Annotated in this window: 1 protein-coding gene; it reads right to left on the reverse strand. The window is 59.1% G+C overall.

The features are described 5' to 3' along the window. The coding region (locus tag KVT28_RS25765; RefSeq protein ID WP_254633671.1) for a lyase family protein at nucleotides 1-252 on the reverse strand (252 nt) is incomplete at both ends.

Consider the following 252-nt stretch of genomic DNA (forward strand, 5'->3'; position numbering starts at 1 on the left):
AGGTGGCCTCAATCAAATCTTCTGCAGGCACCACCGGCAGATTACTCACTTCCGCCAGACGCTGTACCGCCATCTGCTGATAGCCATCCGGCGTATTGAGTCGTGTACCGATGGCGGTGGCGCCGAGGTTCACTTCCAGCAGCAGTTCAGCGGTGCGCAGAATGCTGGGAGTCTCTTCATTCAGCAGCACGTTAAACGCGTGGAACTCCTGGCCAAGCGTCATCGGCACCGCATCCTGCCGCTGAGTACGGC

Origin of the sequence: Pantoea sp. GbtcB22 (genome assembly GCF_019091025.1) — a bacterium.
GTDB classification, from domain to species: domain Bacteria; phylum Pseudomonadota; class Gammaproteobacteria; order Enterobacterales; family Enterobacteriaceae; genus Pantoea; species Pantoea leporis.